Source organism: Methylocystis suflitae (assembly GCF_024448135.1).
Lineage (GTDB): Bacteria > Pseudomonadota > Alphaproteobacteria > Rhizobiales > Beijerinckiaceae > Methylocystis > Methylocystis suflitae.
The window spans coordinates 23,082-49,112 of record NZ_JAMRYX010000085.1 but is presented as its reverse complement, the minus strand read 5'-3'; the positions used below and the strand labels follow the sequence as shown (position 1 = coordinate 49,112).

Below are 26,031 nucleotides of genomic sequence, written 5' to 3'. Positions count from 1 at the left end.
AAAGTCGTTGCTCCCAATGACGCGCGACCCTAGTTTCCTACTCCACGCGACGCAATGGCGTCCAGGCGCCGCCACACAGAAAGAGGTCCAATGATTTCGTTACGCGTGCTGGCCGCCGCGATCTGCGCGGCGACGCCCGTCGGCCAGGCGTTCGCCGAGCGCGCATTGCCGCTCGCCAATCATCGCGCCGTTTATGATCTGAGCCTGTTGAAATCGAGCGGCGCGAAGGCGCCGGCGCAGGCGCGCGGCCGGATCGCTTTCGACTTTTCCGGTTCGGCCTGCGAGGGCTATGTGCAGAATTTTCGCCAGATCACCGAATTGCAGCCCTCGGAAGGGGCGGCCAAGCTCTCCGACATGCGTTCGGCGACATTCGAGGGCGGCGACGGCGCGGACTTTCGCTTCAAGGTGGAGACCAAAGTCGACAACTCGCGGACCGATGAAGTCGACGGAATGGCCAAAAAATCCGCCGACGCCCGGCTTGCCATCGATCTTGCAAAGCCCAAGCGCACGCGACTGGAGCTCGCCGGTCCGATGCTCTTTCCGACGGAACATTTGCGCAAGATCGTGGAAACGGCCGCGGCCGGTGAACAGCTGCTTGAAGCGCGGGTCTTCGACGGCACGGGAGACGGCGAGAAGGCGTTTGATACCTTAACGGTCATTGGCAAGCCGACGACCGAGCCGCCCCAGGAAAAGGTCGCGCGCTTGGATGCGCTCAACAACATCCGTCGCTGGCCGGTGGCGATTTCCTATTTTGACCTAGGCAAAAAGGACGGGCAGCCGATTTATGTGCTGTCCTTCGACCTTTATGAAAACGGCGTCTCGCGCGCGTTGAAACTCGACTATGGCGACTTCGTCTTGCGCGGCGACATGACGGATCTCGTCTTGCAGCCGACGCCGGCCTGCAAAAAATAAGCGTGGCCTGCTGTTGGTTTTAAGGAGCGTCCGCCAATTCGCGTGGCAGTCTCGCCCGCTTGTCCTAATTGAAGCGTTGCGGTTTTTGCCAGGAGCGCGTTCGATGTTTCCCATTCCGCAATGCGTCTTTCTCACGCGCGGCGTCGGCGTTCATCGTCATCGTCTGACGGCGTTCGAATATGCGCTGCGCGACGCCGACATCGAACAGTAGAATCTCGTGGCGGTGTCGTCCATTCTGCCGGCGGGATGCGAAGTCGTTCCGGTGGAGCGGGGCGTCGCGACGCTTCAGCCTGGCGAAATCACTTTTACGGTGCTTGCGCGCGCCGAGACCGACGAGCCCGGACGGCGCGTCACTGCAAGCATTGGCCTCGCGCGGCCAAAGGAGCCGACGCTCTACGGCTATATTTCGGAACATCACGGCTATGGCTTGACGGAGCGCGAGAGCGGCGATCATGCGGAAGATCTCGCGGCGACGATGCTCGCTTCGACGCTCGGGATCGAATTCGATCCTGACGCCGCCTGGAACGAGCGCAAGAAGGTTTATGAGACAAGCGAACTGATCGTCGAGAGCCTGTCTTTGACCGCGGCGGCCGAAGGCGCTCCGAACGGCGAGTGGACCTGCGCGGTCGCCGCGGCGGTGTTCCGTTTCGTCAAACTCGATGGTTTGCCATGAGTGGGACGCCGACATTCGCCGCGCCGCCGACCTTCCTCGGCGTCGCCCCGCGTGCTGACGCGGCGATTGTCGTCGCCGGCGTCCCATTCGACATCGGCACAACCAACCGCAGCGGCGCGCGCTTCGGGCCGTCGGCGATTCGTCACGCGAGCCGTATGTTGATCGACGGCGAGCACCCCGCGCACTGGACGTCGCCCGTCGATCTGCCGCTCGCTGACGTCGGCGATTTCGCCATCGCGCTGGGCGATATCGCCGCAAGTCTCAAGCTCATCGAGGAGCAGGCCTCAGCCTACGCGCATCTCGTGACGCTTGGCGGCGATCATGGAATCACGCTGCCGCTCTTGCGCGCCTGCGCGAGAAGACGCGGCCCGCTGGCGTTGATTCATTTCGACGCCCACGTCGATACTTGGCCCGATAATTTCGGCCAGCCCTATGCGCATGGCTCGATGTTCTATCACGCGATCAATGAAGGCATTGTCGATGCGCGCCGCATGATTCAGATCGGCATTCGCTCGCCCGTGCAACGCGAAGTCTACGACTGGACGCTTGGACAAGGCGTCACGATCATCGCCGCACAGCAGGCGCATGAGATTGGGCCGGCGGCGATCGCCTCGCGGATCGTCGACGTCGTCGACGACTCCCCGGTCTATTTGACATTCGACGTCGACGCGCTTGATCCGGCCTTTGCCCCGGGGACCGGCACGCCGGAAATCGGCGGCCTGGCCACTTGGCAGGCGCAGGCGATCATCCGCAAGCTCGGTGATCTGAACCTTGTCGGGATGGACGTCGTCGAGGTGGCGCCGGCCTATGACATTTCCGAAATCACCGCGCTCGCCGGCGCGACGATGGCCTGGGAATACCTCTGCCTGTCGGCGGCCTCGGCCGGTGCGTCTCGGTCCGCCGCGCGATCTCCTTAGCTCCTCGCCAGCGTCAACGCGTCTCTTGCCAAGGGCCGGCGTTCGGCAGCACTCTGCCCTGAACAGCCGCGATGCGGCGGGCCGCTTCGAAGCGGATCGAGGCGTGCAAGGCTAGGGGAGGGCGGCATGTCTAGTGCGGAGCGGCGGGCGCGAGAGGTGGTCGGCGTTTTCTCGGACGGCTATGTGCTCGAGAGCGCTGTCGAGGAATTGGTGAATTCGGGGTTCGATCTCGGCGACATCAGCCTGCTTGCGGGTGAAAAGGCGATCGTCGGCAAGCTCGGCCATAAATATACAAAGGTCGAGGCCGCCGAAGACGACGGCGCCGCCCCGCGCGTGGCCTATGCGCCAAGGGAGTCCTTGAGCAAGAAAGAGGGCGCGATCATTGGCGGTCTTGTCTACGTCGGCGCCACCGTGGCGGCCGGCGCGGCGCTCGCGTCAGGCGGCGCCCTCGCGATGCTTCTCGTGAGCGGCCTAATCGGCGCGGAATTTGGCGGCCTCATCGGCGTCGTGCTTGGCGAGTTCATGGAAGAGCGTCACGCGAAATATCTGCAGGAGCAACTTGACCATGGCGGCTTGTTGCTCTGGGTGCGAACGCGTAACGCAGCGCTCGAGGAGACCGCCAAGCGCATCATCGCCCAACATTCTGGCCGCGACGTGCATGCGCATGACGTGCCCGCCGCGGCGGCGTGAATGTGCTTCGAGGCGGCCGCGATCAGGCCGCTTTTTTCATCAGTTCGGCTTTACGCTTGGATAGCTTGACGCCCAAGGCGTCGAGATCGACCTCGCTCTTGCGCGCCTCGGGAAAGATTTCCTGCTCTTCTTCCTGGACATGGTGCATGACGTATTCGCCAAGCACCTTCACCTTTGCGTCGAAGAGATGGTCTTGCGGCGACATCGAGAGAATTTCCGCGATGAGCTGTTTGGCGCTTGCGTGCTCAACTTCGGCTTCGTCGAGAAGCTCTTCGTCGTCTATGTGCTTGCGCAGCGCCGGATAGAAGATCTCCTCTTCGATCTTGGCGTGAACGGTCAACGCCGCGCAAATGTTTCGGGCGAGATCTTCCTTCTCCGCCTTTTTTTCGAGCTTTTCATACTGTTTGAACCAGGTCTTCACCTCCCGGTGGTCCTCCTTGAGGAGCTTGATGGCGTCCGCCATTTTGGACGCGCTGGCCGATGTCTTCGCGCCCGTGTGGGACTTCGACCGTTTCGTGCTGCCGCTTGTGCTCGCCGTTGGCATTTTGGTTCTCCTGTTGCGCGGTTGTTGACTTGACGTGACCGCATCACGCATCGAGATCGACCGTCAGTTCTCTGGGCCAGTAACGAAGTTCGGCGCAGGCCGCGACGAACGCGGCCGCGTCCTTGACGGTCGCAAGCTGAATGCATGCTTCATCCAGCGCGTCGGCGACGCCGGCTTTCTCCAGCAGCGGCGTCGCGCTCTGGGTGAAGCCGATGAACTTGCAATGCGCGAAGGCGTCGCTTGCAAAATCGCGCGCGGCGGCGTCGCCGACGAGATCGGCGACGCCGGTCTCCGAGGCGACGATAGCGACGGCGTCGTAGAGCACCGACGGTCCTCCGTCGATCTTTTGCGCGGCCGGCTGCATCGCGCCGTCGTCAAGCACCACGCCGCCGATGTGGGGCGCGACAATCTCGTAAACCGCTCCAATCTTTTCGACGGCCTCGATCAGCGCCTTTAACAGCTTCGCGTCAGCGCCATCCGTCGCGAGAATCCCGAGCTTGCGCCCCGCGAAGGATTTCGGACGCGCCAAAATGCTCAGCGGCGCGGACGGGGGAAGCTCTTGCCGAGTCGGGCGCGCGGCCTTCGCCGGATCCGGCATTTCAAGCCGCAAGCCGTCGGCGACGCGCGTCGCGAGCGCAACGTCGATGTTCAAGAGATGCGACACGACTCGCGCGCGAATGTCCGGGCGCTCGCATTTGCTCAGTTCGAAGGTGAGGGCGTCGCCGATATGTTTGCGCTCGATCGGCGCCTGGCTGATGAAGAATTGCCGCGCCTGGCTGTAGTGATCGGCGAAGCTTTCGGAGCGAAGTCTCGTCTTTGGCCCGGCGACCTCCTCCGGGAACGACGTGAATCCGCGCTCGGGATTTTCGCGCGGTCCGCCGAGCGCGCCCCAGCTGTTGGGCTCGTAATTGGCGCGGGCCTTGGGATTCTTCATCGCCATATGCCCGTCCTGTTGGAAATGCGCCATCGGACATCGCGGCGCATTGACGGGAAGATGGGTGAAGTTCGGGCTCCCGAGCCGCTTCAACTGGGTGTCGAGGTAGGAGAAATTGCGGCCTTGGAGCAGCGGATCGTCGCTGAAATCGATGCCAGGAACCATGTTCTGCGTGCAGAAGGCGACCTGTTCGGTTTCCGCGAAGAAATTATCCACGGTTCGGTCGAGCACAAGGCGCCCGACGATTTGCACGGGAACCTGTTCTTCCGGAATAATTTTGGTCGAGTCGAGAATGTCGAACTCGAAACGTTCGGCGAATGCGTCGTCAAAGAGCTGAAGACCGAGCTCCCATTCCGGGAAATGGCCGCCCTTGATGGCGTCCCACAGATCGCGCCGATGGAAGTCGGGATCGGCGCCATTGATCTTCACCGCTTCGTTCCAGAGCACCGATTGCAGACCGAGCTTCGGCTTCCAGTGAAACTTGACGAACGTCGACTTGCCTTCTGCGTTGATGAAACGGAAAGAGTGAACCCCAAAGCCTTCCATGAAGCGGAAGGAGCGCGGAATGGCGCGATCCGACATGATCCACATGATCATGTGAAAGCTTTCCGGCGAGAGCGAAACGAAGTCCCAGAAATTGTCATGCGCCGTTTGCGCCTGGGGGAAGCCGCGATCCGGCTCAGGCTTCGCCGCGTGGATCAAATCCGGAAACTTGATCGCATCCTGAATGAAGAACACCGGGATGTTATTGCCGACGAGATCCCAATTGCCTTCCTTGGTATAGAACTTTACCGCGAAGCCTCTCACGTCGCGCGCGAGATCGGCGGATCCCTTGCTGCCGGCTACGGTCGAGAACCGCACAAACACCGGCGTCTGCTCGCCGACCCGCTGGAAAAGATCGGCGCGCGTCATGTCTGCGAGCGACTTCGTGAGTTCGAAATAGCCATGCACGCCGAATCCCCGCGCGTGAACGACGCGTTCCGGGATGCGCTCGTGGTCGAAGTGGAAGATTTTCTCGCGAAAATGGAAGTCTTCGATGAGGCTCGGACCGCGCGCGCCAATGCGAAGCGTATTCTGGTCGTCGGAGACGGGAATGCCCTGCTGCGTCGTGAGCGTCTCAACCGCGGCGTTGGCGGTCTGGTGCGTTTCACCGCCGTCGCCTTGCGGCTGCGCGTAAGACATCTCAGTCTCGGCCGCGGCAAGATCGGGCTGCGCGGCTTGGCTCTTTCCAGCGTTCGCCATGGCGGATTCGCCGAAGGACGACGGTTTGCGTTTTGACCCCATAGGAAAACTCCGAAGAAGCGACCCACGACGCGAGCGCGCACGTGAGCGAAACCTCAGGCGATCCGACTTGTTCCCGGGCAGGAAAAATTCTCTGAGCCAATTAAAGCGCACAGTGTCAGAAGCGCAGAGCTTCGAAGACGTTTGATGCGGGGAAGGTCCCGCCCGCCAAAAACTTGCAAGTTTTTTCACTGACGACGCAGCTCAAATCAAAATGACGCTGGGCGGCGAGATGTTTGCCGTAAAGAATGTTTGCGCAAGAAGCGCCAGCCCGTCCGGTGTGCGAGTGGGGCCGGCCGAACGTAATCTTCGCGCGTGATCGTGCGCGAAGGATTTTAGGAATAGGGGCTGTCGCTTAAGCGCATCGGCGCCACATAGGACGGAGTGTCCGCCGTCAAGCGCACGCCGACCTGTCGACTCTCATCTGATTACAGCAGGCGCGATCATCATGTCTTCTGTCTCGATACGAAAGCTCGCTGCTTGTGTGAGGACGAAAAGCGGCGACAGAGAATGGAGGACCGGGAATGGCGCTTAGGGAGCATATCGACGAAGAGCTCAGGGCGTTTTTGGCGGAGACCAATTTCACCGGAGCGGGAGCGCTCATAACCGACCTTGACGGAACTGCGGTGCACGAGTTTGAAGGCCGTATCGTTATCCCTGAGCCGGTCGCTTGCGGCTTGAAGCGCCTCAATGATCTTGGCCGCCCCATTGTGCTGAACACGCTGCGGTTTCCGCTGAACGTCATCCGCACCTTCGGACGCGAGTGGTATGCGATCACCAATGCGCCCTTGCCGCTCGTCTCGCTCAACGGCGGCGTCGTCGGCTATCTTAGAGAAGATGCGGCTGGAGACATCATCTTCGAGGAACTCGATGCTTTTCCGCTTGAGCCGCTGGAAATTGACGAGGTGCTGACGGGCGTGCGCGGGCTGCTTGAGAATGGCGTCGATGAGCTACTTATCTTCTATTACACGCGTGACTGGACGCGTGGCGAGACGATCTGGACGCCTGTCAGGGAGAAAATCCCCCATCTTCAGGCAAAATACACGAGCGCGTCGTCGATCGTCTGCCTCTCGGTGGATGATCTTCGCGAGTCCTTGATGGCCCAGGACGTCTGCATGATGTTTCTGCTCGTCGAAGCCCCGCAGGATCGCCTGATGGCCTATCAGCACGTCAAGCGCTCGAACTTCGCGACGCGCAAGGGCGTCGACAAATTGTTCGGCGTGCGCGCCATTGCGGAGCGGCTCGGCGTCGACCTGCAGGCCTCTGTCGGCTGCGGCGACACGCCGATGGATTCATTTCTTTCCGGCGTTGGCCTTGCCGTCCATGTCGGATCGCGTGATCTGGAATATAAGGGTCTGCTGCGGACGGTGAAGATTGAAAGCTCCCAGGAGCTTGGCGAACTGCTGTTTCGCCTTGGCGGGCTGGAGAGCGAGTCGCTGCAATGACTGCTGCGCAAGAAACGCCGGTCACGCTGCGCAAGGCGCGATCCAACGCGGGCAAAATTATCGAGCATCACCTCGGGTCAAAACCAAAGCGCATCGTGGCGCGCGGCGGCGGCCTCACCAATTTCGTGTTCGAGGTCCGTCATGCCAAAGGCGATTTCATCGTCCGCATGAACACGACCCCTGACAAATTAAAGGATTATCTCAAGGAGCAATGGGCGATCGCCAAGGCCAGCGAGGCTGGCGTGCCGACCGCGAAAATTCTCGAGGTCGGCGCCGACATCATCGGCATGCCTTATATGGTGTTGCCGAAGGTCGAGGGGCAGGAAGCGACGCATCATCCCGAACGCCTCGCGATTCTGCGGGAGATGGGACGTCTGACCGCTCTTATCCACTCGGTGAAGACATCTGGCTTTGGGCAAACCTTCGATTGGTCGGACAATACGCTCTCGCGCAAAGAGACCTGGAAGGAGTATCTGCACGGCGAATTGAAAATTGAAGCGCGCGTCGACCTGCTCGATACGCAGCAGATGCTGGACGCCGGCCAGCTTAAACGTCTGAGATCGGTCGTTCGCGACATGGAGCGCTGGGACCCTTCGCCCGTCCTCAACCACGGCGACATGCGGCTAAAGAACGTGGTGGCCGACGCCTCTGGCGCGATCACGGCCGTGATCGACTGGGAATGCTGCGCCTCCAATGTCGCGCCCTATTGGGATCTGTCGATGGCGCTTCATGATCTCTCGGTCGACGCCAAGCAGGAATTTCTGATGGGCTATGGACTGACGGAGGAGAAGATCCGCGAAATGGCGCCGATTGTTAAGGCGATCAACCTCATCAATTACGCGCCCTATGTGGAGCAGGCCGCAGCGGAAAAAGACAAAGCTCGCCTTGAACAATATCGCACGCGCTTGTCTGGGGCGCTGGATCTATATTCGCTTTGACCAAAATTCATGGAGAGCCTGGAACTGTGCTGGCGCGCCAGATATCCTGCGACGCGGCGACGTCGCGCATGCTGCGTCGCTGACTGCAAAGCGCCGTCCGACCCCAACAGACCGTAGCGTCGCCGGTTCGCGAAGACGTGAGAGGAAAACATGTTCGACAAACTTGTCATCGCCTTAGTATCAATCGCATTCATGACGGGCTTTGCAAGCGCGGAGGAGCGAACCGCCGACGTCATCGACAACACAGGGAAGGGGATAGGCTCCATCGAGGTCAAACAGGGGCCGCGTGGCGTCGTTCTTCGCGTCATGCTGCGGCCGGCCGCGCTCGCGCCGGGCTGGCACGGCATCCATCTACATGAAGTTGGCGACTGCTCCGACATCGAGAAATTCATGCATTCGAAGGGCCATATAAATCCGTCAAATGCCGAACATGGGTTCCTCAATCCCAAGGGGCCGCACCCGGCGGATCTGCCGAATGTCTATGCATATTCCGATGGCTCCGCGCAGGCGGAAATGTTCATCGACGGCGCGTCCTTGAGCGGCGGTAAGATCAATCTCCTAGACGCGGACGGATCGGCGGTCGTGGTGCATGCGAGCCCCGACGACCACATGTCGCAGCCGATTGGCGGCGCCGGCGCGCGCGTCGCCTGCGCCGTGTTGAAGTAGCGTCGGCGCTGCTCGCGTGGCGCAAGAGCGCGCGAGCGCTCGGCCCGGCTGGGCGTGAGCCGCTAGCGCCGCGCTGAATGCGGCTTGGCCATCCTGCGATGCTGTTTGGCGAGGAAGGTCGCGGGCATCGCTTGTATGAAGGTCGCGGAAATCTTGTTCCTCCATCCGCTGACGACTCGCGCCTGACCCTGCATCATCGCGTCGAAGCCGTCACGCGCGACGTCAGCCGCATTCGCCTTCCTGGCCTGCCCGAGGCGCGTATCCAGCAGGTCGGCCCGGCGAAAAAAGTCCGTCTCGGTCACGCCCGGCATAAGCAAGGAAACCGTAACGGTGGTGTCCTTCAGTTCGTTGCGCAGCGCGAAAGCGAAATTGTCGAGAAACGCTTTGGTGCCATTGTAAACCGCCTGGAAGGTTCCCGGCACCATGCCGGCGATTGAGCCAACGATCAGAATGCGCCCAGAATTTCGGTTTCGCATGTCGCGGCCAAATTTCTGGATCGCATAGACGGTTCCGGTGATGTTGGTGTCGATGACATGACGAACCTTTTGAAAATCCTGATCGAGGAAGGCTTTGCCCAGTCCAATGCCCACGTTGGCGATGAGGACGTCAACGGGCCGGCCGAATTGCTGAGCTGCGTCATAAAGCCGATCGACCCCTTCGATCGTCGAAAGATCAGTTTCAATCGCGACAACGCGAGCGCCTCGCGCTTCGAGACTTGCGGCGGCGTCATATATGCGCGCCTTGTTGGATGCGATGGCGACATCGAAGTTATTGACGACGCAAACTTGCGCCAGTTCGAAGCCGATGCCGACTGAAGCGCCGGTAACGACCGCAAGCGGACGGCCGCTGGAAGTATGATCCATAACGCTCTCCTTTTAGGGGATACATACAACCTATTTCTGAACTGGTTCCCCCATCGACATCGACAATAGGCGCGCGCATTTTTCCTTTCGTTCGTCGGTTATCAAGCCTGCTCTAAGGCGACGACAAAGGTCCGCATCAGCATCAACAGCGAGAAGCGACCGGGCGAACAACCTGCAGGGTAGGGGCGCGCGCTTTCGGCGCTAAATGCTTCGAAGAGGCGGCATCGGCGATGCACCGCTTGCCGGTATACGCGCGTGACTTAGATGCAATGACATTGACGGCCGAAGGCGCTGGTTTTCAACTGGGGCTCGCTATGATCGTACGGAAAAAACTACCTTTTCTTCTGTCGCTTATCCTAGCGTTCGCGCTTGTGCGCGCTCCCTGCCTCGCTCATGCGTCTCTGATCTCGGCTTCGCCTCGCGATGGCGCAACGGTTCCAAGCGGCGAAGTCGTCATTCAGCTTCGGTTCAATAGTCGCATCGACTCGAAGCTGTCGCGTCTCACGCTTCTCAAGGCCGCAGATCAAAGCGTCGTTCAGCCTCTCGAAACGAGCTCTGCATCAGAGGGCCTAGAAGCGAGAGCGCCGGACTTGCGGTCGGGCGCTTATACGCTCGAATGGCAAATACTGAGCCTTGACGGCCACCTGACGCAAGGCAGGCTGAATTTTCGCGTGGAACGCTGACAATGCAATCCTTCATCGCGTTGTACGGTTTCTTGGACCTCGTGCTGCGCGCATATCTCCTCGCGACGCAAGCGATCGTCGTTGGCGGCGTCGCGTTTCTGACGCTCGTTCTGTCCCCTCTTGACGGGAAACTAGACGCCGAGGAGTCGCCAATTGCGCGACGTTGCCTTCGTATTCTTTTTTGGAGCTGCTGTGCTTCGGTCTTCGGCGAGATCGTTGCCGTGGGCGTACTGACCGCGATGCTCGTTGGAACGTTGCAGGTGGATTTTGCGGTCGCAGCCAGCGCCGACGCCGTCGTCAGTCACTTCATCGCCATGATCCTGTCGGGCGCGCTGGCGCTGATCGCCAGCCTCGACGCCCGCGCCTTTTTCAGATGGAAGGGGGGCGCCGTTGCTTTAGCGTTGCTGCTGGTTTGTGCGCATGTGGGCGTGACACACGCCGCGAGCCGCCCCGTCGCTTCTGCGTTGCTGGTGGCGACCGAGATCGTGCATGTGCTTGCAGCGGGGATCTGGATCGGCGGCATTCCGTTCTTTTTGGTCGCGCTCGCAATGACGAAGAGCGGCGAGGCGCGGCGATTGATCGCCTCCAAATTCTCGCGAAACGCCATGTGGGCCGTGGGGGCGTTGATTATTGCCGGCCTGTTGATGATGACGCGCCACACGTCGGATCTCAATGCGTTGTATGAAACGAATTACGGAATGCTGCTCACCACCAAAATCATGCTGCTGTTTGGCTTGCTTTGCTTTGCCGCCGCTAATCTTTCGACAGCGCGCAAACTGTGGCGCGTTTCTTCCACGCCGATCAGAAGATTATTGCGTTTCGCTGAGGTGGAGGTGGGATTGGGCCTCGTGACGCTGTTTTGCGCCGCCGCGCTCGCATCAGCGTCGCTCCCAACAGACGGCGGCGCCGAGCGCACGAGTTTGTCTGAGATCACGGCTCGTTTCGCACCGCGTTGGCCGAGTTTCCATAGTCCCGCGTATGCCGAATTGTCTGCTGCGCACGCAGCCTCCAGCGTAGCCGAACCAGGAACGCCCAGCTTACCCAGCGCGGCGGACATCGCCTGGGCGGAAATGAATCATCATTTGGCGGGCGTTCTTGTTATCCTTATGGGCGCTTTCGCCTTGCTTGAGCACCATTGGCGAACGGCGCCCATGGTGCGTCATTGGCCTCTGCTATTTTTATTGCTTGGCGGCATTCTGGTGGTTCGCGCCGATGAAACCGCATGGCCCCTCGGACCCATAGGGTTCTTTGAAAGTCTTCGCGACCCTCAGATCGTCCAGCACAAAGTCATCACGGTCCTCATTGCGACCTTTGCGATATTCGAATGGCAGGTTCGACGAAGCCGCTTTAAATCCGACTGGCCAGCCTTCGTCTTCCCGATAACAACCGGCGCGGCGGCAGCGTTTCTATTGACCCACTATGGACACACGGAAGGCAAAGACGAGGTTCTGATCGCGATCAGCCATACGCCGATCGCCTTGCTCGGGGTTGTCTCCGCAAGCGCGCGCTGGCTGGAAATACGTTTATCGGACACCTTCGCCGGTCGAATAGGCGGTTATGTCTGGCCCGTCGCATTCATGCTGTCGGGCTTCTTGCTGCTGCTCTACCGAGAGCAGTGACCGGTAGCGGATGCAGCCTAAGAAAGCCGATGCACAGCGCTCAGCAAGCCTTCCGCAGAGTTGCGGCGAGAGACGTGTCGACACATAAAAATATTTATAATTCAATTGCTTAGGTAGTGAACTGGCGGAAGGGGTGGGATTCGAACCCACGGTGGAGTCGCCCCCACGCCGGTTTTCAAGACCGGTGCCTTAAACCACTCGGCCACCCTTCCGCGTTCGTCGTGATATAGCACGCGTCGTCTTTTTCGCGACCCGGATTTGCGCGTGCCGCTCTACTTCGCCTATGGCTCCAACATGGACGCCGCCGCCATGGCGGGTCGCTGTCCGCGCTCGCGTCTGCTCGGGCGGGGACGGCTTGCCGGCTTCAGGACAATTCTCATGCCTTCAGGCTTTGTCAGCGTCGCGACGGACCCCCGCATGAGCGTTCATGGCGTGCTGTGGGACGTCGCGGTCGGCGACGTCGCCGCGCTCGATCGCTACGAAGGCGTCGCCCATGGTCTTTACGCCAAGAAAAATTTGCCCATTCTGCGCCAACCGGTCGGCTCGGTCCTGGCGTTGACCTATGTCGGCGCTCGGCCCGATCTTGGCGCGGCGCCCCGCGGCTATTTCGAGGGGGTCATCGCCGCGGCGCGGGCGCAAGCGCTGCCCGGCCAGTATATCGACTATCTATCGAGCTTGCTTTCCGCTCAGCAATCAGGGCGACGATCATGAATGCAAAAACGCCTATTGTCGGCGCGGTCGATGAACTGCGCCGCTATGTGCGCGCGCGCCGCGCCGCCGGCGAGCGCATCGGCCTTGTGCCGACGATGGGCGCGCTGCACGCCGGCCATTTGTCGCTCGTCAACGCGGCGCGTCAGGCGGCGGACCGCGTCATCGTCACGATTTTCGTCAACCCGGCGCAGTTCGGGCCGAACGAAGATTTCGCCCGCTATCCGCGCACGCTCGCGGCGGATGTCGAGAAGCTTTGCAGCGTCGCCGCGGATCTTGTCTTCGCGCCTGCCGTCGAGGAGATCTATCCGCCGGGCTTTTCGACGAAAGTCGTGCTCGAGGGGCCGGCGACCGCCGACCTCGAAGACCGGTTTCGGCCGACGCATTTTTCCGGCGTGGCGACGGTGGTGACGAAGCTCCTGAATCAGGCGCAGGCCGACGTCGCGGTCTTCGGCGAGAAGGACTATCAGCAGCTTCTGGTGATCAAGCGTCTCGCGCGCGATCTCGACATCGCCACCGAAATTGTCGGCGCGCCGACCCTGCGCGAGGCCGACGGCCTCGCCATGTCTTCGCGCAACGTCTATCTCTCCCGCGAGGACCGCGAGCGCGCAAAAGAATTGCACGGCGAAATGAGCGAAGCGGCCCGGCAAATCCTGAAGGGCGAGAACATCGGCGCTGCGACGGGCGCGGCGCGGGACGCGCTTGCCGCCGCCGGATTCGAGGTCGACTATCTCGAAGCGCGGCATGCGCAGACGCTCGCCCCGGTCGCCTCTCTCGTGGATGGTCCCATTCGTCTGCTCGCCGCGGCGAAGCTCGGCGCGACGCGGCTCATCGACAATATCGCGATTCAATCATGAGCGATCGGGAGATCATACGTCTTTTCATCGAAGGCCGGGTGCAGGGCGTCGGCTATCGCGCCTTTCTCGTGCGCGAGGCGCTGGCGCTCGATCTCACCGGCTGGGCGCGCAACAGGCGTGACGGCGCGGTCGAGTCGGTCGTCTCGGGGCCGCGCCCGGCGCTCGACGCGCTTATCGATGCGGCGCGGCGGGGTCCACGGCTCGCGCGAGTCGACGCGCTGCGCGAGGAGCCGGCGGATGAAGCCGCGCTCGTCGCGTTTTGCGGCGCGGGATTTTCCGTCGCCCCCGACGCGTGAGTTGGAGAGAGAATATGACGAACGGCCATCGCTTTGTTCTCGCCGGAGTCATGGGCTGGCCGATCGCGCATTCGCGCTCGCCGAAAATCCATAATCACTGGTTCGCGCAATATGGACTCGAGGGCTGCTACGCGCCGCTGCCGGTCGAGCCCGGCCGGCTGGAGGCGGCGTTGCGCGCCATGCCGGCGCTCGGCTTCGCCGGCTGCAATCTCACGATTCCGCATAAGGAAACGGCGCTAAAGTTTCTCGATCATGTCGATGAATCGGCGGCGCGAATCGGGGCGGTCAACTGTGTTGTCGTCGAAAAGGACGGCGCTTTGAGCGGCCGCAATTACGACGGCTATGGGTTCATCGCGTCGCTTTATGAGGCGGCGCCCCTTTGGCGCGCCGAGAGCGCGCCCTGCGTTATCATCGGCGCCGGCGGCGGCGCGCGCGCGATCGTCCACGGCTTGCTTGAGGCGGGCGCGCGCGAGATTCGTCTGTTCAACCGCACACTGGCGCGCGCGGAACTTCTCGCGGCCGACTTTGGCCCGCGCGTGTCGGCTCTGCGCTGGGAAGAACGCGAGGCGGGGCTCGCCGGAGCGGGACTTCTCGTCAACGCGACGAGCCAGGGCATGGTCGGCCAACCGCCGCTAGATCTGTCGCTCGCGGCATTGCCAAAATCGGCGCTCGTCGCCGATATCGTTTATGCGCCGCTGGAGACGCCGTTGCTGGCCGCCGCCCGCAAACATGGCGCGACTCCCGTCGATGGGCTCGGCATGCTGCTGTATCAGGCGCGCCCGGCGTTTCGCGACTGGACCGGCGTGATGCCGGACGTGACGCCGGCGCTGCGCGCCATGATCGTCGCAACGCTATAAAAGAAAGAGCGCCGCGACATCGACCGCGGCGCTCTTCTTACATCAACTCAATTTTAGCGTTACGCCGCGCGCGCGCCGTAGATCGGCGCGATGGAAAAGTTCAGCAGACGTTGCGCGAGCGTCATCAATTCGGTCGACTGCCGCAGCAGCGCGTCAAGCCGGTCGCTCACGAAACGCGACTGAAGAGTCGTCACCTCGTCGATCGTCTTGGCGTTGGCGAGCCGTTCGGCGAAGTCGAGGAACGCTGTGGCGTTTTCCGCCCAGAGATCGATGGACTTCTTCTGCCAGAGGGCAGGGTCGAATCCATCGGCTTCGCTTTCGGCGGGCTTTGGCGGTTCGGAGATCGCGAGGGCTGTAGATGGAGCCGCCGCAAACACCGGCGTCTGCGCTTCAACGGCGGCGGGCGAAGGCTCGTCGCTGACAGCTTTGCTCACCGTCTGAGCCGCCTCGGCCTCCGGAACATTGGGGGCAGGGCGTTTCGTTTCGGGGGCCTTAGGCTTGGGGGAACCGTTCTGCGGATTGGCCATTGAGCTTCTCCCGGTTAGGACTTCGTCGTCGAGCGCTGAAGGCTCGCGCCAAGCTCCGCGGTCTGCTCCTGAATCGCGCGCAGCTGCGCCTGCACGAACTCCGACTGAAGCTTGAAAACTTCCTGCGGGTCCTTGGCGTGGACGAGCTTCTGGGCCAGATCGAAGGCCGCGTTGACATTAGCCTCCGCAAAAGACAGGGCCTTGACGCTAACGTCCTTTGCGCTCGGCAGCCCAAACGGAAGGTCCGCCGAAGTGTCGAGCGCCTTCTGCGCGGCTCCAGCGAATCCTTCAAAGGCCTTGCGCGCCTGTTCGACGCTCTTCTCCGCAAAATCGCGGACTTCAGTGGGAATTTGATAGACAGCTTCGACCATGGCGCACCTCCGTGCGGTGAAAATCAAACAAGCCCCGCGCTAAACCATTTGTAACCCGCGCCGCGCCCGGCCCCAAGGCGATCCGGCGCTCAGTCATATTGCCCGATTTGATGTTGCATTGCAACAAATTTGTGCGCCGCAGCAGATCGAGGGCGGAGGCGCTGATCGGGGACGAAAGTGCTGGAAGCGTAGAAATACTAGGAAAAACGCGCGACGATCATAGACCTTGCGCGCGGCGGCGACTAATTTGCTTTCATCCGTTAGCGTCGAGCCGACGAGACGCCTGGGAAGCGCGCGGCGAGCGAGACCGTCGGTTGAGGCGGTAGGCAATGGGCGGTTCGCAGCAGGACCTCGAGGAAGACGCGCGAGCAGCCGCTTGCGTGGCGGCCGATCCTGTTTTTTCCGCGCTTGACGCCTCCGGCGCGCCGATTATCGCGGCGAGCGGCGATCCCCTGCGCATTGCGTTTCTGAACGAGCCCGCGCGCGCCGTCTTTGGCGCAGACGCCGGCGGCCTCGCCGAGCGGCTGTTTCGCGGCGACGATCCAGGGCCACGACGTCTGGCCGAGCTTGTCGGCGAACTGCGCCGCCGCCCCGGTCTTCGTCTCGAGCGGCTACGCTTTCGTGCTGTCGCGCAGGCGCAACCGGTCACCTTTCTCTGCCGCAGCCTCGCCGTGGAAAGCGGCGACTGTTTCGTTATCGCGGCGCTTGGCCTGCGCGCAGATTCGCCAGCTCAGGACCGGCGCTTGGCCGACGCTTCGGCTGAAGCGCGGGTCAGCGACGCGACGGCGGCCCTCCGCCGCCGCCTTGCGGCGCGACACGGCGCGCGTTCGCCGCGCTTTTTATGGAAGACCGACGCGGCAGGACGGTTCACCGACGTGACCCACACGCTCGCCGACGTGGTGGGCGAAAAGGCCGCCGACATCCTCGGCCGCTCAGTGCAGGATGCGACGCATGCCCTTACGCTCGACGCCGCATTTGCCCGCGCCGTCGCCTCGCGCCGCGCGTGGAGCGGCGTCGAGGTCGAGTGGCCCTTGGAAGGCGATGCCGGATGTGTGCCGACGACGCTCGGCGCTCTGCAGATGACGGATTCTGCGGGGCGGTTTCTCGGCTATCAGGGCTATGGCGTGTTGCACATTGATCGCGGACGAGCCGCCGAACCCGCTGCGGCGACCGCTTGCGGTTCGAGTTCTGAGGAGAGCGCCTTCGAGCCGCCGCGCGACAATGTCGTGATGCTGCGCGCGCCGGCTTCGGCGCGCGTCGATGTGAGAGAGGCGCTCAGTTCGAGCGAACGCCTGGCGTTTGACGAAATCGCGCGGGCGCTCACGGAAGGCGATCTCGTCATCCCCGCCGCGGAGTCCGCCGCGCCGTCTGAGCCCGAGGCTGATGAGCGAGCGGCGCCGACGCATCGCAATCTCGAGCTCATCGCGCCGGGCCCGGAGCAAAGCGCTCTGGCGCTCGCGCGCGCGTTCGAAGAAAAGCTTGCGCGGGCGAAGTCCGAGAGCGCGCTGCTTGGCGCGGCTTTCGAGCTCTCGCGCGCGCCGATTGCGATCGTGGCGGCCGACGGGATGGTCATGAGAGCCAACGCGTCGTTCGCGGCTTGCTTCGCGATGGAGGCGCCAGCGCTTGAGAGCCGCAATCTGACGTCTCTTCTCAGCCCATCCGACGCGCAAATCGTCCGTCAGGGTTTTTCTGACGCCCAGCCGCACGCCCCCGCGCGCGTGTCGCTGACGACAGCGCCGCTGCGCGGCGGCTTCCCTGTCGATCTCATCCTGCGCCGGGTCTGCGTCGATGGAAAGCCGGTGATGTTGGTTTCCGCCGAGCCTTGGGAGGCTGCATCGGCGGATGATCGCGCGCTTGAAGCGGCGCGTCTTGCCGCCGAAAGCGCCAATGCGGCGAAATCCGATTTCCTGACCCGCGTATCGCATGAGATTCGCACCCCGCTGAACGCCATCATGGGTTTTGCGGAAGTAATGATGGAGGAGCGTCTCGGGCCGATCGGCTCTCCTCGCTACAAGGAATATTTGAAAGACATCCGCGCTTCCGGCGCGCATGTCTTATCCCTGGTCAACGATCTTTTGGATCTCTCGAAGATCGAAGCTGGCAAGATGGAGCTTTCCTTCTCGCGCGTTGACGCCAATGCAGCCATCGCCGAATGCGCGTCGATCATGCAGGCCCAGGCCAATCAGGGCCGCGTCGTCATGCGTCTCGCGCTTGCCGCTGGCCTGCCGCCGCTGCGCGCCGATGCGCGCTCGCTCAAGCAGATTCTTCTCAATCTTTTGTCGAATGCGGTGAAGTTCAACGAGCCTGGCGGACAAGTCATCGTGTCGAGCGCGCTGAACGACGCCGGCTCTGTCGTCATCCGCGTCAAAGATACTGGGGTCGGCATGTCGGAGGCGGATGTCGCAACCGCCTTGGAGCCGTTCCGACGGGTTGGCGCCTCACGCGAGGCGAGCGGAACGGGGCTCGGACTGCCGCTGACAAAGGCGTTGATCGAGGCGAATCACGCTTCATTCAGCATTAAGAGCCGTCACAATGAGGGCACGCTGATCGAAATCGCGTTTCCGCCGCCGCAAGCGCTCGCGGCGGAGTAGTCCAAACGGGGTAATGGGGAAATTGCTCGCCGCTGCGGCAAGCTAGAGCTGAACCAAATCAGCTCGGTCCGTTGGCGTAATACCGCTGGCGCTCAGGCCAAGCAGCTGCCCGCCAACGGACCGTATGGGACGTAAACGTCCTGCTTTCTTGAACTTACTTGCCGATCCGCATCGCGACGAGAGCGCCGCCGACGACGATAGCGAGCATGAGTCCCGGGATAAGATACTGCATATTTTTTCCTCCCACATTAAGCCAGCCAGTGGCTTTTTTTTCCGGCTTCGCCGCGATGTAGCTTCACCAAAGGGCACAGTCTTTGTCAAGCGCCGCCTTGTCCTATTTGTGCGGGTCTGTGCCGATCTTTGCTGCATCGGATCGCCCTGGCACGGCTGAAATCGCGGCGCTAAAGCCATCGGCCCATGGAAGTTGCGGCGCGCGGACTGACCGCGCGTCGGCCATTGCCGCCGTGGCGCGGTTGCGCCAATCTCGCGGCCCCTCTTCAAAGGCGACTCGCATTTTTCATGACTTCCGCCTCTCGCGCCATCGATCTTAACGCCGACCTCGGGGAAGGATTCGGCCATTGGCGCATGGGCGACGACGACGCCATGCTCGACATCGTGACGAGCGCCAATGTCGCTTGCGGCTTCCACGCCGGCGATCCCGACATTATGGCGACGACATTTGCGCACGCCAAAGAAAAGAGAGTGGCCGTCGGCGCCCATGTCGCCTTTCCAGACCTCGCAGGCTTCGGGCGGCGCAGTTTGCCGATGAGCGCGCGGGAAATCGAGCGCGCGGTCGCCTATCAGCTCGGCGCGGCGCAGGGGCTCGCGGCTTTGAGCGGACATCGGATCACGCATGTGAAGGCGCATGGCGCGCTCGCCAATATCGCCGAGCGCGACGCCGATGTCGCGAACGCCATCGCCCGCGCGGTCCGCGGCGTCGATGCGTCGCTCGCGCTGCTCGCGATTGCGCTCTCCGAGCAAACGCTCGCCGGCGCGCGCGCGGGGCTGCGCGTCGTGAATGAAATTTTCGCCGACCGCGCCTATATGGACGACGGACGGCTGCAGCCGAGATCGCAAGAAGGCGCGGTGATCGAGGATATAGAAATCGCCAGCACCCGTGTGCGCGACATGCTCGCCAGCGGCGGTTTGAGAACCATTAGCGGCGGACTCCTGCCGACGCAGATCGACTCGGTCTGCGTCCACGGCGATTCGCCCCTTGCGGTTGAAATGGCCCGGAGCCTGCGCGCGGCGCTCGAAGCCGACGGCTGGAAGCTGCGCGCCTTCGCGGGAGCGTGATCGCGATGGACTATGAGACGCCGCGCTTTCTCGATTGCGGCGAGGCGGCGCTCTCAGTGGAATTCGGCGACAGCGTCGATCCCGCCGTCAATGCGCGCGTGCTGGCGCTGGACGAGCGTCTTCGCGCCGCGCCGCCGGCCGGCCTGCGCGAAACGACGCCCACCTACCGCGCGCTCTTCTTGCGCTACGAGCCGCTCGAAATCTCGCGCGCCGCGCTCATTGCGGCGATCGAAGCTCTGATCGGGACTGCGGGCGTTGAGGCGGCGCAGCCGGCTGCGCGCTGGACCATTCCCTGCTGCTATGATCCCGAATTCGCGGAGGATATTGGCGAAGCCGCCGCGCTGCTCGGGCAAACGGCGCACTCCATCGCGCAGCTGCACGCCGGCGCCGACTATCGCGCCTACATGTATGGTTTCGCGCCGGGGTGGTGCTATCTCGGCGGACTGCCTCAGGCGCTCGCGATCCCGCGGCGCGTCAGCCCCCGCGGGCCGACGCCGCCGGGCGCCACGCTGATCGGCGGCGCGCTCTCTCTGATCGCCGCTCGTCCCATGCCGACCGGCTGGTATGTCGTCGGGCGCACGCCCGAGCGCATGTTCGCACTGGACCGCACCCCGCCTTTTCTTGTCGCGCCAGGCGACGCCGTGCGCTTTGAGCCGATCGACGCCAAGACGTTCCTCGCGCTCGATGCGCGCGCCTGCGCCGGCGAAACGGTGGCGCGGCAGGAGACGCTGCTTTGAGCGCGCGGCTGCTGATCGAGGCCGCCGGACCTGGCGTCACCATTCAGGACGAGGGCCGTTTCGGACTGTCGCGCTACGGCGTCACGCCCGCGGGGCCGATGGATCTTGGCGCTTATCGCGCCGCGACGCGCGCCGCCGGCGCTGACTGCGCAATCGAAGTTTCGCTCGGGGGCGTGACGCTGCGGGCGGAAGGCGCGACGCTTTGCGTCGCCGTGGCGGGAGGCGAATTCGACATCCGGCTCGACGGGCGGCCCATGCCGCCGGCGTGCCTGCTGCCGCTTGCCGAGGGCGCACGGCTCGCGCTGCGCGCGGGCGGGTCAGGGGCCTGGTGCTATGTCGCCGTCGGCGGAACGCTCAATCTCGCGCCCACGCTGGGTTCGCGCGCGACGCACGCCCGGTCCGGCATCGGTCCCAAGCCGCTCGCCGCCGGCGACGCCTTGACGCTCGCCGAGGCGGCGGGGGCGCCGCTCGAGCCGCTGGCCTTGGCGGCGCCTTGGCTGACGTCCAGCGACGCGCCGATCCGCCTGGTTCTCGGGCCTCAGGTGGATTATTTCGCGTCGGAGGAGATCGAGGCCTTTTTGAGCGCACGCTGGCGCATTGGCGCCCGCAGCGATCGCATGGCCTATCGACTCGAAGGGCCGGCGATCCGCCATTGGCGCGGACATGACATCGTCTCCGACGGCGTCGCCATGGGCGCGATCCAGATTCCCGGCGACGGCGCGCCGCTCGCGCTGATGGCGGACCGACAGCCGACCGGCGGCTATCCGAAAATCGCGACGATCATCGGGGCGGATCTCGGCCGGCTGGCGCAATTGCGTCCCGGCGAAGACCTGTCCTTCCGCGCCGTGGATTGGGACGAGGCGGTCGCCGCCCGCCGCGCCTATTTTGCGTCCATCGAGGCCGGCGCGACGCGCGAGCCTCTAGGCGCCGAGATGACCACCGAGTCGCTGCTGGCGGAAAATCTCGTCGGCGGCGTCGTCAACGCGCGAGACTGATCACTCCGCCGGCTCTTTGACCTCGGTGAGGAGAGCGACGGGCGCGGCCGGCGGCGCCGTCGCGGCGAGGGCCGCCTTTGCCGCCGCTTTGCGCCGCTTCCACCATTTGATCAGCATCATCCACCACGGGTCGCCGACATGCAGATGATAGCGCAGCGGCGTCTTGATGATGGCGAGCACGAGCCCGATCGAGAATAGGCACCAGACCGCCGGCCATTCATTGATGTTGCTCGTCGTCAGGCCGGCAAGAAACGGTCCGGCAAGCCAGGAGAACAGGATGAAGCGCCAGCTGCCGAAGAGCGCTGGGATGTAGAAGGCCATCAGCGGATATTCGATATAGCCGCGCCCAAGATAGGCGTTGTCGACCATGGAATTGCCAATGCCATTCGTCGGCAGCAGCCAGGCGATGTGCCATTCGCCGCGGACCGTGCAGAGCATGTCGCCGCACAGCGGCCGTCCGGCGGCGCAGTGGCCCGCCCAGGCGAAGGGATAGAGCTGGAGCAGCATGGCGATGGCCGCGACGAAGCAGCCGAAATAGGCCCAGGGCGCGACGATGCGGGCGCTGTCCTTGGGCATGAAATAGAGCGCGACGGCGTTAATGAAGAAGGGCTGGAATGTTATGTGGAGATAACCAAACATGGTCATCAATTGATTGAGCGGCGAGTCGCACTGGTTCAAGACCGAGTAGGCGACCGCCTGAAGCGACTCCATGCTGGCGAAGTAGAGAAGGCAGACCCAGAGGGCGAGCGGTTCGGGGTCCTTTTTGAGCGCCGAATAGGCCGCGCCGGCGATCCCCGCCGTCGCCAACACCGCTGACGCCTCTCCACTCCAACACATTCGGACATTTCCTCATTTTTATTGTCTGCGACCCGATACACTATCCGCCGGGTCGGTCAAAGCCCCCGATGGGCTGAAAAGCCCTTGCGTTCAAGGCAAAGAGTCGGGCGCGAAGTCCGCCGGCGCCAGCTCGAAGCCGGCGAATTCGAAGCCCGGCGCGACCGTGCAGCCGACGAGGGTCCATTCGCTCGCCCCCTGGCCGAGGCTCCTCGCCGACTGCCAAACGCCTGCGGGGACCACGGCTTGCGGCCGCTCGCCCGCCGCGAGCCCGGCGCCCAGGCGCAGGACTTCGGTGGGGGCGCCCTGCGCCGCGATCTTAAGCTCCAGCGCCGCGCCGGCGTAAAAGTGCCAGACTTCGGCGGCGTCGACCCGATGCCAGTGGGATATTTCGCCGCCCGGGAGCAGATAGTAGATCGCCGTCGAGGCGGCGCGGGCGCCGCCGACCGGCAATAAATCGCGAAAGGTCTGCCGATAAAAGCCGCCCTCGGGATGGGGCGAGAGGTCGAGAAGCCGCACGACCTCCTGCGTCGAAAGCCCGTTGGTCATGCGGCGAAGCTGTTCTTGCGTTCGCGCATCGCCGCGAAGACGGCGAAAGAATCGGCGCCCTTCATGCCCATCGCGGCCTTCACGCTCGGGTCCTCGACCCGCAGAAAGGGGTTGGTGGCGTTTTCGAGCGCGATCGTCGTCGGCAGGGTGAATTTCCCCTCCTTGCGCAGATCCGCGACGGTCCGCGCCCGCTCGCGCAACACTGAGTTCTCCGGATCGACGGTGAGCGCGAATTTGGCGTTGGCCTGCGTATATTCATGGCCGCAGTAGACGCGCGTTTCGCCGGGCAGATTGGCGAGCGCTTCGAGCGTGAGATGCATCATGTCCATGGTGCCCTCGAAAACGCGGCCGCAGCCGAGCGAGAACAGCGTGTCGCCAACAAACACAATTTCATCGTCGCCGAAATAATAGGCGATGTGTCCAAGCGTATGGCCCGGCGTTTCAATGACGCGCGCGCGCGCCTCGCCGACTTCCACGATATCGCCTTCCGAAACCGCGCGATCGAGCGGCGGGAGGCGGTGCGCGTCCTTGGCGGCGCCGATGACCTTCATGCGCGGAAAGCGCGCCTTGAGCGTCTGCGTTCCCTGAATGTGATCAGCATGGTGATGGGTCAAAAGCAAATGCGTCAGCGGCCAGCCGCGTCGCTCGGCCTCATTGGCGATCGCTTCGCCGTCGGGCGCGTCGACGCTCGCGGTCGCGCCGAGCTCCGGCTCATGAGCGAGCAAGCCGAAATTATCGTTGAGGCAGATGAACTGCGCGACTTCCAATGCCATCAGGCTGTCTCCTCGAGCGGTCCCTACCATAAACGCGCTTCGCCAAAAAACGCGACTGCGACGTGCGAACGATTGCAGCGCCTTGCGCCATTGCTCGATTGCGCCGATGATCCGCGCCATGCTCGACGTTGTCGAATTGCGCGCTTTTTACGATACCGCGTTGGGCGGGGTCGCCCGCCGCCTTGTGTCGCGACTGGTGCGCGCGCGCTGGCAGGACCACGCCGGCCTGCGCGTGCTCGGCCTTGGCTACGCGACCCCCTATCTCGACGATTTTCGCGAGAAAGCGCAGCGGGTTCTTGCCTTTATGCCGGCCACCCAGGGCGTCGTCCATTGGCCGGTCGACGGACGCTCCGCCTCAGCTCTGGTGGAGCCGTCGATGACGCCGCTGCCCGACGCCAGCATGGATCGCATCCTGATCGTGCATGCGCTCGAGACCGACGAACACCCGCATGATCTCCTCGAAGAGGTCTGGCGTATTCTCGCGCCGGGCGGCCGGGTGCTGATCGTCGCGCCGAGCCGCACGGGGCTTTGGGCGCGCGTCGACACGACGCCCTTTGGACAGGGCCACCCCTATTCGCGCGGCCAGCTGCAACAATTGTTGCAGGCGGCGCAGTTTCTGCCGCTCTATTGGGACGAGGCGCTTTATGTGCCGCCGTTCCAGCGCGCTTCGCTGCTGCGCTCGGCGCCGGCCTTTGAGCGTATCGCCGGCCGCTTCTCGCTGCCCGGCGGCGGCGTGCATATCGTCGAGGCGACGAAGCAGCTCTATCGCCCGGTTATGCGCCGCGCCGTGCGTCGCCTGCCGATCGAACTTGAGCCGGCGATGGAGCCGGCCGGCGCCGAGGCGGGGCTGGAAGGAATAAGTTAGAGCGTTGCGCCAAAACGCCGAGCCGTCGCACGCCTATGCGACGGGGCGACAATTGCGATCGTCGGCAAAATCGTCTTCACGCCCGATAATTTCGCGCGTCACCGTCGGCGAAGTTCGACGGCGACGCCGAAGGACTGCGCCAGGAACAGGGCGCCGTGGATCAATCCGGTTTCGTCGATCCCGTGGCCGAGCCGCGCCGAGAGGTGCCATTGGGTCGGCACGCCGGAGTCGGCGAGCGCATTGGCGGACATGAGCAGCGCCTCGACCGGGATCATTTCGTCTTCTTCGCCGTGAGCCAAAAGGACGGCCGGTGGTTTCTCATAGGCCAGCGGCGCTTCGTCCGCCTGCGCCGGCCCGAGCACATAGATTCCTGAATAGCCGAGAATCGCGCGCGGCGCGCGCTTGCGGCGCAGACCCGTATGGAGCGCCATCATCGTGCCCTGGCTGAATCCGACCAGCGCCAGCGCGCGATCGTCAAATCCGCGCTTAGCGAGTTCGGCGTCCAGAAAGGCGTCGAGCGTCGGCCGCGCCGCCACGCAGCCGCGCCAACGCTCTTCGGGATCGCGCATGGTGAGCGGAAACCATTGTCGTCCGGTCGGCGATGCGGCGCATCGGTCGGGCGCATGCGGCGCGACGAAATCGGCGTCGGGAAGGAAGGCGCGCCATTGGCGGCCGATCTCGATGAGATCAGCGCCGTCGGCGCCGTAGCCGTGAAGAAAAACGACGAGCTGCTTTGGCTTGCCGGAACGCGCCTGCACTCTTGGACCATCAATCGCCGCCATGAACCTGCGCCCTTCCGTCGCATCGATGCGTGGCGAGGTTTATGCGCGAAGCGCGGCGCCGGCGCAACGGCGCGCGAAACTATAGCGTCTTGACGAAAAACGAGACGATCTTGAACGCATAGATGCAAGCGGCGGCCAGCGTGCTGTGCTTGACCATGGTCATGGCGAGATAAATGTGATCAGGCCTCATGAAAACCCTCATAGTCGCACGCAAACGCTGCGCGCCGGCGATCGCATCAGGAGCGATCCATTCAGTGGGACGGTTGCTTTGCAGAGCGTCGCGCGGCTTACGTCTCGAACAGGTTCCCGCAAGAGCCGCGCCATGCGCCGTCAGTTCGATTGCGTCCGTTCGCCGCAGGCGATGCAATGACGTCGAACCATTCGCCGGCACCTACACGTCGACGACGCGCCTGGTCAAGCGCAGCGCGCTGAGATTCCTGGCTTTGCGACAATGTGTCACCTGAAACGGCAAGGGTGGACAACGCCCCGGCGCTGCTGGCGATTTTCTCAAAACGCGCGAAGTAGCAATGAGGATGGACATCACCGATCGGGAACGTGATCAAAGGCTGACCCTATGGCCAAGTTTCTCATCATTGCAGGGCTCGTCATGGTCGGGTTCGGCCTTCTGTGGATGGTCGGCGAGAGATTTGGCCTTGGGCGCCTGCCGGGCGATATCGTCGTCGAGCGTGGCAATGTTAAATTCTATTTCCCGCTCGCCACGTCGCTCATTTTGAGCGTCGTCATTAGTCTGCTGTTGTGGCTTTTTAATCGATGAGCCTTTTGACAATGCTGACGCGGTCGTCTCCTAATGCCGCCGAAAAAGGAGGC

The 26,031-nt window shown here is 63.1% G+C and carries 29 protein-coding genes, 1 tRNA gene and 1 pseudogene; 20 read left to right on the top strand and 11 right to left on the bottom strand.

Going from position 1 to position 26,031, the window contains the following annotated elements; all coding sequences use genetic code 11:
• Nucleotides 1–90 precede the first annotated feature (90 nt).
• The 4 genes and pseudogenes from NEI07_RS07005 to NEI07_RS06990 all read left to right on the top strand — a co-directional run bounded on the left by NEI07_RS07005 (nucleotide 91) and on the right by NEI07_RS06990 (nucleotide 3,192).
• Nucleotides 91–912: a cell envelope integrity EipB family protein gene (locus tag NEI07_RS07005; RefSeq protein ID WP_256033644.1), complete on the top strand. Its 822-nt coding sequence runs from the start codon at nucleotides 91–93 to the stop codon at nucleotides 910–912.
• A 103-nt stretch (nucleotides 913–1,015) separates the two neighbouring features.
• Nucleotides 1,016–1,585: pseudogene (locus NEI07_RS07000) on the top strand (pyruvoyl-dependent arginine decarboxylase).
• Entirely contained in the window at nucleotides 1,582–2,502 is a 921-nt protein-coding gene (gene speB / locus NEI07_RS06995) for an agmatinase (RefSeq protein WP_256033643.1), read from the top strand. Before NEI07_RS07000 ends, speB begins: the two are co-directional and overlap by 4 nt.
• A 126-nt stretch (nucleotides 2,503–2,628) precedes the next feature.
• Nucleotides 2,629–3,192 carry a hypothetical protein gene (locus tag NEI07_RS06990; protein WP_256033642.1) on the top strand — a complete coding sequence of 188 codons (564 nt, stop codon included), beginning with the start codon at nucleotides 2,629–2,631 and terminating at the stop codon, nucleotides 3,190–3,192.
• Nucleotides 3,193–3,214: 22 nt separating this feature from the next.
• Here the strand turns inward: NEI07_RS06990 and NEI07_RS06985 are convergent, their stop codons facing one another.
• Nucleotides 3,215–3,655 carry a hemerythrin domain-containing protein gene (locus tag NEI07_RS06985; protein WP_256033639.1) on the bottom strand — a complete coding sequence of 147 codons (441 nt, stop codon included), beginning with the start codon at nucleotides 3,653–3,655 and terminating at the stop codon, nucleotides 3,215–3,217.
• On the opposite strand from NEI07_RS06985, the gene NEI07_RS06980 reads away from it, so the two are divergent.
• Nucleotides 3,642–3,764, top strand: a complete 123-nt coding sequence (locus tag NEI07_RS06980) for a hypothetical protein (RefSeq protein ID WP_256033638.1) — start codon at nucleotides 3,642–3,644, stop codon at nucleotides 3,762–3,764. The two genes, NEI07_RS06985 and NEI07_RS06980, sit on opposite strands and share 14 nt — an antisense overlap.
• Before the next feature lie 15 nt (nucleotides 3,765–3,779).
• Here the strand turns inward: NEI07_RS06980 and katE are convergent, their stop codons facing one another.
• A complete protein-coding gene (katE, locus tag NEI07_RS06975; RefSeq protein WP_256033702.1) occupies nucleotides 3,780–5,852 on the bottom strand; it encodes a catalase in 2,073 nt (690 codons plus the stop codon).
• Nucleotides 5,853–6,475: 623 nt separating this feature from the next.
• Here katE and NEI07_RS06970 point away from each other — a divergent pair.
• From NEI07_RS06970 to NEI07_RS06960, 3 genes are all read left to right on the top strand, one after another.
• Nucleotides 6,476–7,396, top strand: a complete 921-nt coding sequence (locus tag NEI07_RS06970; protein WP_256033637.1) for a Cof-type HAD-IIB family hydrolase — start codon at nucleotides 6,476–6,478, stop codon at nucleotides 7,394–7,396.
• Nucleotides 7,393–8,334, top strand: coding sequence for a phosphotransferase family protein (locus tag NEI07_RS06965; protein WP_256033636.1), 942 nt, complete (start codon nucleotides 7,393–7,395; stop codon nucleotides 8,332–8,334). Before NEI07_RS06970 ends, NEI07_RS06965 begins: the two co-directional genes overlap by 4 nt.
• Nucleotides 8,335–8,484: 150 nt before the next feature.
• Nucleotides 8,485–9,000, top strand: coding sequence for a superoxide dismutase family protein (locus NEI07_RS06960; protein ID WP_256033635.1), 516 nt, complete (start codon nucleotides 8,485–8,487; stop codon nucleotides 8,998–9,000).
• Between the two features lie 62 nt (nucleotides 9,001–9,062).
• On the opposite strand, the gene NEI07_RS06955 is transcribed toward NEI07_RS06960, so the two are convergent.
• Nucleotides 9,063–9,863 (bottom strand): SDR family NAD(P)-dependent oxidoreductase, encoded by an 801-nt coding sequence (locus NEI07_RS06955; protein ID WP_256033634.1) that lies wholly within the window; start codon nucleotides 9,861–9,863, stop codon nucleotides 9,063–9,065.
• Nucleotides 9,864–10,093: 230 nt separating this feature from the next.
• Between NEI07_RS06955 and NEI07_RS06950 the strand changes: the two genes are divergently transcribed.
• Entirely contained in the window at nucleotides 10,094–10,546 is a 453-nt protein-coding gene (locus NEI07_RS06950) for a copper resistance CopC family protein (protein ID WP_328516963.1), read from the top strand.
• Between the two features lie 470 nt (nucleotides 10,547–11,016).
• Entirely contained in the window at nucleotides 11,017–12,165 is a 1,149-nt protein-coding gene (locus NEI07_RS06945; RefSeq protein WP_256033632.1) for a copper resistance D family protein, read from the top strand.
• 122 nt (nucleotides 12,166–12,287) lie between these two features.
• On the opposite strand, the gene NEI07_RS06940 is transcribed toward NEI07_RS06945, so the two are convergent.
• A tRNA-Ser gene (locus NEI07_RS06940) sits at nucleotides 12,288–12,377 on the bottom strand.
• A 46-nt stretch (nucleotides 12,378–12,423) separates the two neighbouring features.
• Between NEI07_RS06940 and NEI07_RS06935 the strand changes: the two genes are divergently transcribed.
• Genes NEI07_RS06935 through NEI07_RS06920 form a run of 4 tightly spaced genes read left to right on the top strand, consistent with a single transcriptional unit; the run spans nucleotide 12,424 to nucleotide 14,883 of the window.
• A complete protein-coding gene (locus NEI07_RS06935) occupies nucleotides 12,424–12,876 on the top strand; it encodes a gamma-glutamylcyclotransferase family protein (RefSeq protein WP_305123646.1) in 453 nt (150 codons plus the stop codon).
• On the top strand, nucleotides 12,873–13,730 hold the full coding sequence (gene panC, locus NEI07_RS06930) for a pantoate--beta-alanine ligase (protein WP_256033629.1): 858 nt from the start codon (nucleotides 12,873–12,875) through the stop codon (nucleotides 13,728–13,730). The genes NEI07_RS06935 and panC overlap by 4 nt, the downstream gene beginning before the upstream one ends.
• Nucleotides 13,727–14,026: an acylphosphatase gene (locus NEI07_RS06925; protein WP_256033627.1), complete on the top strand. Its 300-nt coding sequence runs from the start codon at nucleotides 13,727–13,729 to the stop codon at nucleotides 14,024–14,026. The genes panC and NEI07_RS06925 overlap by 4 nt, the downstream gene beginning before the upstream one ends.
• A 14-nt stretch (nucleotides 14,027–14,040) precedes the next feature.
• A complete protein-coding gene (locus tag NEI07_RS06920) occupies nucleotides 14,041–14,883 on the top strand; it encodes a shikimate dehydrogenase (protein WP_256033625.1) in 843 nt (280 codons plus the stop codon).
• Nucleotides 14,884–14,942: 59 nt separating this feature from the next.
• On the opposite strand, the gene NEI07_RS06915 is transcribed toward NEI07_RS06920, so the two are convergent.
• Together NEI07_RS06915 and NEI07_RS06910 are read right to left on the bottom strand one after the other, a co-directional pair.
• Nucleotides 14,943–15,317, bottom strand: coding sequence for a phasin family protein (locus NEI07_RS06915; RefSeq protein WP_256033623.1), 375 nt, complete (start codon nucleotides 15,315–15,317; stop codon nucleotides 14,943–14,945).
• 107 nt (nucleotides 15,318–15,424) lie between these two features.
• On the bottom strand, nucleotides 15,425–15,781 hold the full coding sequence (locus NEI07_RS06910; RefSeq protein WP_256033622.1) for a phasin: 357 nt from the start codon (nucleotides 15,779–15,781) through the stop codon (nucleotides 15,425–15,427).
• 329 nt (nucleotides 15,782–16,110) lie between these two features.
• Between NEI07_RS06910 and NEI07_RS06905 the strand changes: the two genes are divergently transcribed.
• The 4 genes from NEI07_RS06905 to NEI07_RS06890 all read left to right on the top strand — a co-directional run bounded on the left by NEI07_RS06905 (nucleotide 16,111) and on the right by NEI07_RS06890 (nucleotide 21,400).
• Complete coding sequence (locus NEI07_RS06905) at nucleotides 16,111–18,372, top strand: sensor histidine kinase (protein WP_256033621.1); 2,262 nt, start codon at nucleotides 16,111–16,113, stop codon at nucleotides 18,370–18,372.
• A 519-nt stretch (nucleotides 18,373–18,891) separates the two neighbouring features.
• Nucleotides 18,892–19,668 (top strand): LamB/YcsF family protein, encoded by a 777-nt coding sequence (locus NEI07_RS06900; RefSeq protein ID WP_256033620.1) that lies wholly within the window; start codon nucleotides 18,892–18,894, stop codon nucleotides 19,666–19,668.
• Nucleotides 19,669–19,673: 5 nt separating this feature from the next.
• Complete coding sequence (locus tag NEI07_RS06895; protein WP_256033619.1) at nucleotides 19,674–20,405, top strand: 5-oxoprolinase subunit B family protein; 732 nt, start codon at nucleotides 19,674–19,676, stop codon at nucleotides 20,403–20,405.
• On the top strand, nucleotides 20,402–21,400 hold the full coding sequence (locus NEI07_RS06890; RefSeq protein ID WP_256033618.1) for a 5-oxoprolinase subunit C family protein: 999 nt from the start codon (nucleotides 20,402–20,404) through the stop codon (nucleotides 21,398–21,400). Before NEI07_RS06895 ends, NEI07_RS06890 begins: the two co-directional genes overlap by 4 nt.
• Here the strand turns inward: NEI07_RS06890 and NEI07_RS06885 are convergent, their stop codons facing one another.
• The 3 genes from NEI07_RS06885 to gloB all read right to left on the bottom strand — a co-directional run bounded on the left by NEI07_RS06885 (nucleotide 21,401) and on the right by gloB (nucleotide 23,556).
• Nucleotides 21,401–22,237, bottom strand: coding sequence for a DUF5765 domain-containing protein (locus NEI07_RS06885; protein WP_256033617.1), 837 nt, complete (start codon nucleotides 22,235–22,237; stop codon nucleotides 21,401–21,403).
• Nucleotides 22,238–22,327: 90 nt separating this feature from the next.
• Entirely contained in the window at nucleotides 22,328–22,783 is a 456-nt protein-coding gene (locus tag NEI07_RS06880) for a cupin domain-containing protein (protein WP_256033616.1), read from the bottom strand.
• Nucleotides 22,780–23,556: a hydroxyacylglutathione hydrolase gene (gene gloB, locus NEI07_RS06875; RefSeq protein WP_256033615.1), complete on the bottom strand. Its 777-nt coding sequence runs from the start codon at nucleotides 23,554–23,556 to the stop codon at nucleotides 22,780–22,782. Before gloB ends, NEI07_RS06880 begins: the two co-directional genes overlap by 4 nt.
• Before the next feature lie 106 nt (nucleotides 23,557–23,662).
• Between gloB and NEI07_RS06870 the strand changes: the two genes are divergently transcribed.
• Nucleotides 23,663–24,421 (top strand): class I SAM-dependent methyltransferase, encoded by a 759-nt coding sequence (locus tag NEI07_RS06870; protein ID WP_256033613.1) that lies wholly within the window; start codon nucleotides 23,663–23,665, stop codon nucleotides 24,419–24,421.
• A 98-nt stretch (nucleotides 24,422–24,519) separates the two neighbouring features.
• Here NEI07_RS06870 and NEI07_RS06865 read toward each other — a convergent pair whose 3' ends face one another.
• Nucleotides 24,520–25,203, bottom strand: coding sequence for an alpha/beta hydrolase (locus NEI07_RS06865; protein ID WP_256033611.1), 684 nt, complete (start codon nucleotides 25,201–25,203; stop codon nucleotides 24,520–24,522).
• Between the two features lie 287 nt (nucleotides 25,204–25,490).
• A complete protein-coding gene (locus NEI07_RS06860) occupies nucleotides 25,491–25,766 on the bottom strand; it encodes a hypothetical protein (RefSeq protein ID WP_256033608.1) in 276 nt (91 codons plus the stop codon).
• Nucleotides 25,767–25,777: 11 nt separating this feature from the next.
• On the opposite strand from NEI07_RS06860, the gene NEI07_RS06855 reads away from it, so the two are divergent.
• On the top strand, nucleotides 25,778–25,978 hold the full coding sequence (locus NEI07_RS06855; RefSeq protein ID WP_256033606.1) for a DUF2905 domain-containing protein: 201 nt from the start codon (nucleotides 25,778–25,780) through the stop codon (nucleotides 25,976–25,978).
• The last annotated feature ends 53 nt before the right edge of the window (nucleotides 25,979–26,031 follow it).

Bases quoted from the DNA above. Each gene is read 5' to 3' on its own strand.
- NEI07_RS06895 (WP_256033619.1), top strand. From the start codon at position 19,674: ATGGACTATGAGACGCCGCGCTTTCTCGATTGCGGCGAGGCGGCGCTC.
- NEI07_RS06855 (WP_256033606.1), top strand. From the start codon at position 25,778: ATGGCCAAGTTTCTCATCATTGCAGGGCTCGTCATGGTCGGGTTCGGC.
- NEI07_RS06920 (WP_256033625.1), top strand. From the start codon at position 14,041: ATGACGAACGGCCATCGCTTTGTTCTCGCCGGAGTCATGGGCTGGCCG.
- NEI07_RS06965 (WP_256033636.1), top strand. From the start codon at position 7,393: ATGACTGCTGCGCAAGAAACGCCGGTCACGCTGCGCAAGGCGCGATCC.
- panC (WP_256033629.1), top strand. From the start codon at position 12,873: ATGAATGCAAAAACGCCTATTGTCGGCGCGGTCGATGAACTGCGCCGC.
- NEI07_RS07005 (WP_256033644.1), top strand. From the start codon at position 91: ATGATTTCGTTACGCGTGCTGGCCGCCGCGATCTGCGCGGCGACGCCC.
- NEI07_RS06960 (WP_256033635.1), top strand. From the start codon at position 8,485: ATGTTCGACAAACTTGTCATCGCCTTAGTATCAATCGCATTCATGACG.
- NEI07_RS06885 (WP_256033617.1), bottom strand. From the start codon at position 22,237: ATGTGTTGGAGTGGAGAGGCGTCAGCGGTGTTGGCGACGGCGGGGATC.
- katE (WP_256033702.1), bottom strand. From the start codon at position 5,852: ATGTCTTACGCGCAGCCGCAAGGCGACGGCGGTGAAACGCACCAGACC.
- NEI07_RS06970 (WP_256033637.1), top strand. From the start codon at position 6,476: ATGGCGCTTAGGGAGCATATCGACGAAGAGCTCAGGGCGTTTTTGGCG.
- NEI07_RS06955 (WP_256033634.1), bottom strand. From the start codon at position 9,863: ATGGATCATACTTCCAGCGGCCGTCCGCTTGCGGTCGTTACCGGCGCT.
- NEI07_RS06880 (WP_256033616.1), bottom strand. From the start codon at position 22,783: ATGACCAACGGGCTTTCGACGCAGGAGGTCGTGCGGCTTCTCGACCTC.
- NEI07_RS06870 (WP_256033613.1), top strand. From the start codon at position 23,663: ATGATCCGCGCCATGCTCGACGTTGTCGAATTGCGCGCTTTTTACGAT.
- speB (WP_256033643.1), top strand. From the start codon at position 1,582: ATGAGTGGGACGCCGACATTCGCCGCGCCGCCGACCTTCCTCGGCGTC.
- NEI07_RS06910 (WP_256033622.1), bottom strand. From the start codon at position 15,781: ATGGTCGAAGCTGTCTATCAAATTCCCACTGAAGTCCGCGATTTTGCG.
- NEI07_RS06950 (WP_328516963.1), top strand. From the start codon at position 10,094: ATGCACCGCTTGCCGGTATACGCGCGTGACTTAGATGCAATGACATTG.
- NEI07_RS06980 (WP_256033638.1), top strand. From the start codon at position 3,642: ATGGCGTCCGCCATTTTGGACGCGCTGGCCGATGTCTTCGCGCCCGTG.
- NEI07_RS06990 (WP_256033642.1), top strand. From the start codon at position 2,629: ATGTCTAGTGCGGAGCGGCGGGCGCGAGAGGTGGTCGGCGTTTTCTCG.
- NEI07_RS06985 (WP_256033639.1), bottom strand. From the start codon at position 3,655: ATGGCGGACGCCATCAAGCTCCTCAAGGAGGACCACCGGGAGGTGAAG.
- NEI07_RS06865 (WP_256033611.1), bottom strand. From the start codon at position 25,203: ATGGCGGCGATTGATGGTCCAAGAGTGCAGGCGCGTTCCGGCAAGCCA.
- NEI07_RS06905 (WP_256033621.1), top strand. From the start codon at position 16,111: ATGGGCGGTTCGCAGCAGGACCTCGAGGAAGACGCGCGAGCAGCCGCT.
- NEI07_RS06925 (WP_256033627.1), top strand. From the start codon at position 13,727: ATGAGCGATCGGGAGATCATACGTCTTTTCATCGAAGGCCGGGTGCAG.
- gloB (WP_256033615.1), bottom strand. From the start codon at position 23,556: ATGGCATTGGAAGTCGCGCAGTTCATCTGCCTCAACGATAATTTCGGC.
- NEI07_RS06900 (WP_256033620.1), top strand. From the start codon at position 18,892: ATGACTTCCGCCTCTCGCGCCATCGATCTTAACGCCGACCTCGGGGAA.